The organism is Micromonospora sp., from assembly GCF_048594385.1.
In the GTDB taxonomy this organism is placed as follows: Bacteria; Actinomycetota; Actinomycetes; order Mycobacteriales; family Micromonosporaceae; genus Micromonospora; species Micromonospora wenchangensis.
On sequence record NZ_JBMDWU010000591.1, the window covers coordinates 1 to 5,093 of the forward strand.

General features: G+C 75.5%; 4 protein-coding genes. All 4 read left to right on the forward strand.

The features are described 5' to 3' along the window. Positions 1-583: DNA-3-methyladenine glycosylase family protein (locus ACOJTC_RS30890; protein ID WP_420119520.1), on the forward strand; the 583-nt coding region annotated here is incomplete at its 5' end. Continuing rightward, positions 580-1,107, forward strand: coding sequence for a methylated-DNA--[protein]-cysteine S-methyltransferase (locus ACOJTC_RS30895; RefSeq protein ID WP_420119521.1), 528 nt, complete (start codon positions 580-582; stop codon positions 1,105-1,107). The genes ACOJTC_RS30890 and ACOJTC_RS30895, both read left to right, overlap by 4 nt. Positions 1,108-1,144: 37 nt before the next feature. Then, a complete protein-coding gene (locus ACOJTC_RS30900; protein WP_420119522.1) occupies positions 1,145-2,950 on the forward strand; it encodes an ABC transporter ATP-binding protein in 1,806 nt (601 codons plus the stop codon). A 56-nt stretch (positions 2,951-3,006) separates the two neighbouring features. Further along, complete coding sequence (locus ACOJTC_RS30905) at positions 3,007-4,842, forward strand: ABC transporter ATP-binding protein (protein ID WP_420119523.1); 1,836 nt, start codon at positions 3,007-3,009, stop codon at positions 4,840-4,842. Positions 4,843-5,093: the final 251 nt, after the last annotated feature.

Genomic DNA, 5,093 nt, shown 5'->3' on the forward strand with positions numbered 1-5,093 from the left:
CCGCACCACCCTCACCCGCCTCCTCACCCACATTCCCCACCCAGCCCTCAGCCCTCGCCCCGACCCTGACCCCGGCCCTGACCCCGGTGATCAAGAGGTTTGCGTCACGGAGAGCGCTTCCCGGCGACGCGAACCTCTTGATCACCCCGACGGGGCGGGCCGGCGCGGCGCGGCGGGTGGGGACGCCGGGGCGGGCGGGTGGGAGGTTTGGGGGTTTCCGGGGGCGGAGGAGGTGCTGGGGTTGCCGGATGCGGCGTTCGGGATGCCGGCCGCCCGGCGGGAGACGATCCGCGCGCTGGCCCGGGCGGTCGCCGCCGGGGAGGTCGACCTGGAACCCGGCGGGGACCGGGCGGAGACGGTACGACGGTTGACCGCACTGCCCGGGATCGGCCCGTGGACCGCCGGCTACCTGGCCATGCGGGCCCTCGGCGACCCCGACGTCCTGCTCCCCACCGACCTCGCGGTACGCCGGGGCGCCGCCGCCCTCGGCCTGCCGGCCACCCCCACCACCCTGGACACGTACGCCGACCGCTGGCGGCCCTGGCGGTCGTACGCGGCGATCAGACTCTGGAGAGCGGCATGACGACCCTCGGCACCACCACCATCGGCACGACCACCATGGACACCCCGACCGGCCCGCTCAGCGTGCTCGTCGACCCGGACGGCGCGGTCCGGGCCGCCGGGTTCACCGCCGACCCGGACAGCCTGCTGCCGCTGGTGCACCCGAGCCTGCGTGGCCCGCTGGAGCCGTACGCCGACCTCGGCCCGGTGACCGCCGCCGTCCGCGCCTACCTCGACGGGGACCTGACCGCGATCGACGGGGTGCCGGTGCGGCAGTACAGCGGCGGGGCGTTCCAGGCCCACGCCTGGGCCGTGCTGCGTGACGTCAAAGCGGGCGAGCCGGTCACCTACACCGGGTACGCCGCGCTGGCCGGCCGGCCCGCCGCGGTGCGGGCGGCGGCCGCCGCCTGTGCCCGTAACGCCGCCGCCCTCTTCGTGCCCTGCCACCGGGTGCTGCGCACCGACGGCACCCTCGGCGGCTACCGGTACGGGCTGCCGGTGAAGGAGTGGCTGCTCGGTCACGAGCGGCGGCTGACGGCAAGCTGACAGCCGCATCGACGCCGTTCGACGCTACCGTCGGGTAGTGCCTGCGCAGCGCGACGGCGACCCGGCCCCGAGGGCGGACGGTCGGGTCCGGTCGCTGCGCAACCTCTGGCGGCTGCGCCGCTACCTGCGCCCGTACGCCGCCGCGTACGTCCTGCTGCTGGCGGCGGCGTTGGCCGCCACCGGGGCGGGTCTGGCCGTACCCCTGCTGGTGCAACGGGTGGTGGACGGGCCGGTCGCCCGGCACGACCCGGCGGGGCTGCTCCGCCTCGGCGGGCTGGCCCTGCTGCTCGGCCTGGTCGAGGCGGTGTTGATCTTCATCCGGCGGTGGAGCCAGTCCTCCTCCTCGGTCGGCATGGAGGCGACCATCCGCGCCGACCTCTACGCCCACCTGCAACGCCTGCCGGCCGGTTTCCACGACCGTTGGCAGTCCGGGCAGCTGCTGTCCCGGGCGATCAGCGACCTGTCGGTGCTACGCCGGTTCCTCTCCTTCGGGCTGCTGTTCCTGGTGCTCAACGTGGTCACCTACGTCGCCGTGGTGATCCTGCTGATCCGCCTGCACGGGCCGCTGGGACTGCTGGTGGCGGCCAGCGCGGTGCCGCTGTTCCTGATCAGCCGCCGGTTCGGCAGGCACTACCACACCTCGTCGCGGCGGATGCAGGACCAGCAGGGTGACGTGGCCACCCTGGTCGAGGAGACCGCGCAGGGGCTGCGCACCATGAAGGCGTACGGGCGGGGGCCGGAACTGGCCGGCCGGTTCGCCGGGCGGGCCCGCGCGCTGCACGACACCGGCGTGGCCAAGGGGGCGCTGCTGGCCGGCGCGTCGGCCCTGTTCGACCTGGTGCCCAACCTGACCCTGGGCGCGACGCTGGTCGGCGGCGCGACACTGGTCGCCCGGGACGCGCTGACCATCGGCGAGCTGGTCGCCTTCGTCAGTCTCCAGCTCATGCTGATCTGGCCGGTGCAGTCGCTCGGCTGGATCATCGCCAACGGGCAGGAGGCGGCCACCGCCGCCGACCGCATCCAGGAGGTGCTGGACACGCCGCCGTCGATCGTGGACGCCCCGGACGCCGTACCGCTGGCCCGCTCGGCGGTGCGCGGCCGGCTCCGCTTCGAGGGGGTGTCGTTCCGCTACCCGGGCAGCGCCGAACCGGTGCTGCGGGAGATCGAACTGACCGTCGAGCCGGGCGAGACGCTGGCCCTGGTGGGGGCGACCGGCTGCGGCAAGAGCACCCTGCTCTCCCTGGTGCCCCGGCTGCACGACGTCACCGGTGGCCGGATCACCCTGGACGGGCACGACCTGCGCGGGGTACGTCTGGACGCGCTGCGCCGGCTGGTCGGGGTGGCCTTCGAGGAGCCGACGCTGTTCTCCATGTCGGTCTGGGAGAACCTCAGCCTGGGCTGCCCGGACGCCACCGACGACGAGGTCCGGGCCGCGCTGGCGCTGGCCCAGGCCGACTTCGCGTACGACCTGCCGTGGGGGTTGGCGACCCGGGTGGGCGAGCAGGGCCTGTCGCTCTCCGGCGGGCAGCGGCAACGGCTGGCGCTGGCCCGCGCGGTGCTCGGCCGGCCGGCGCTGCTGATCCTCGACGACCCGCTCTCCGCCCTGGACGTGCACACCGAGGCGCTGGTCGAGGCGGCGCTGCGCCGGGTGCTGCGGGACACCACCGCGCTGCTGGTGGTGCACCGGCCGTCGACGGTCGCGCTGGCCGACCGGGTGGCGCTGCTCGACGGGGGCCGGATCACCGCCGTCGGCCGGCACTGTGACCTGCTGGCCACGGTGCCGGCGTACCGGGCGGTGCTCGCCGCCGAGCCCACGCCGGCACCGGGCCTGGTGCGCTCGTGATCCGCCGGCCGCCCCGGCAGCAGGGCCCGGCCGGGGGCGACGGCCGGGCCGCCGCGCTGGCGCACTGGCGGGGGCGGGCCACCGACCCGGACGCCGACCGCAGCCGGGCCGAGGACGACTCCCCGGAGGCGGTGGCCCGGCTGCGGGAGCGTAGCCGGGCGCTGCTGCGTGACCTGCTCCGCCCGCACCGACGGTCGCTCGGCGTGGCGGTGGGCCTGCTGCTGGCCCAGAACGCCGCCGCGATGGCCGGGCCGTACCTGGTCATGCTCGGCATCGACCGGGCGGTGCCGCCGCTGCGCGCCGGTGACCCGGGTCCGTTGGCCGCCGTCGCGGGCGCGTTCGCCGTCGCGGCCCTCACCGAGTACGCCGCCCGGCGCAGCTACCTCACCCGCTCCGCCCGGATCGGCCAGGCCGTCCTGCTCGACCTCCGCCAGCGGGTGTACGGCCACCTGCTGACCCTCTCGGTCGGCTTCCACGAGCGCTACACCTCCGGTCGGGTGGTGTCCCGGCTCACCAGCGACGTCGACTCCATCGCCGAGCTGGTCGACGGGGGGATCGACACCCTGGTCGCCGCCGCGCTGTCGGTGCTGTCGGTGGCCGCCATCCTGCTCTGGCTGGACCTGCCGCTGGCGGCGGTGACCCTGCTGGCGTTCCCGTTCCTGTTCTGGCTGTCCCGCTGGTTCGCCCACGCCTCGGCCCAGGCCTACCGGCACAGCCGGGAGGCGGTGGCGCTGGTGATCGTCCACTTCGTCGAGTCGCGGGGCGGGCTCCCGGCGGTGCAGGCGGTCCGCCGGGAGCCGCGCAACCAGGAGATCTTCGAGGCGGTCAACGACGAGTACCGGCGGGCCAGCCTGCACGGGTTCCGGCTGATCGCCACGTACTCGCCGGGAATCAAGGTGATCGGCAATGTCACGGTGGCCACGGTGCTCGGGTACGGCGGCTGGCGGGTGCTGGGCGGCGACACCGCGGTGGGGGTGCTCGCCGCGTTCCTGCTCTACCTGCGCCGGTTCTTCGACCCGATGCAGGAGCTGAGCCAGTTCTACAACTCGCTCCAGTCGGCGACCGCCGCCCTGGAGAAGCTCGCCGGGGTGCTCGACGAACGACCGGGGGTGCCCGAACCGGCCGCACCGGTGCCGTTGCCGGCCGGGCCGGGGCGGGGCGCGGTGACGTTGCGTGCCGTCTCCTTCGGTTACCGGCCGCAGACGCCGATCCTGACCGGGCTTGACCTGGCCGTGCCGGCCGGGCAGACGGTGGCCCTGATCGGTCCGACCGGTGCCGGCAAGTCGACGGTGGCGAAGCTGCTCGCCCGCTTCCACGACCCGGACGCCGGCACGGTCGAGCTGGACGGGGTCGACCTGCGGGACCTGTCCGACGCCGAGCTGCGGCGCGCGGTGGTGCTGGTGACCCAGGAGAACCACCTGTTCGGCGGCACGGTGGCGGAGAACATCCGGTTCGGCCGACCGGACGCCTCCGACGCGGCGGTGCAGGCGGCGGCGCGGGCGATCGGCGCGCACGACTTCATCGCCGCCCTGCCCGACGGGTACGCCACCGAGGTGCACCGGCGCGGCGGGCGGCTCTCCGCCGGGCAGCGGCAGCTCGTCGCGTTCGCCCGCGCGTTCCTGGCCGACCCCCGGGTGCTGATCCTGGACGAGGCGACGTCGTCGCTGGACGTGCCGACCGAACGGCTCGTGCAGCAGGCGCTGGCCAGCGTGCTGCGGGACCGCACCGCGCTGGTGATCGCGCACCGGCTCTCCACGGTGGAGACCGCCGACCGGGTGCTGGTCGTCGACTCCGGACGGATCGTCGAGGACGGCCCGCCGGCCCGGCTCGCCGCCACCGGCGGCGGCCGGTACGCCACGCTGCACCGGCAGTGGCGCGAGTCGCTGAGCTGACCCGTCCTGCGGGGCACCCGGTGGTTCACCGGGCGGCTAGACTCGGCCCGCATCGATGGGCCTCGCCCCCGCCGGTCCGACCGGGCGGGCGCGGCGGGGCCGGTCGCGTCGCCGGCATACGGGGAGGTTGCGGCGTGCGGATCCGTGGACGAGTGGTGCTGGCGGCGGCGCTGGCACTGAGCACGATGGGGACGACCGGGGTGGCGTTGGCCGTGGACCGGGGCGCCGCTCCGGCCGGCGAACCGGCAGGG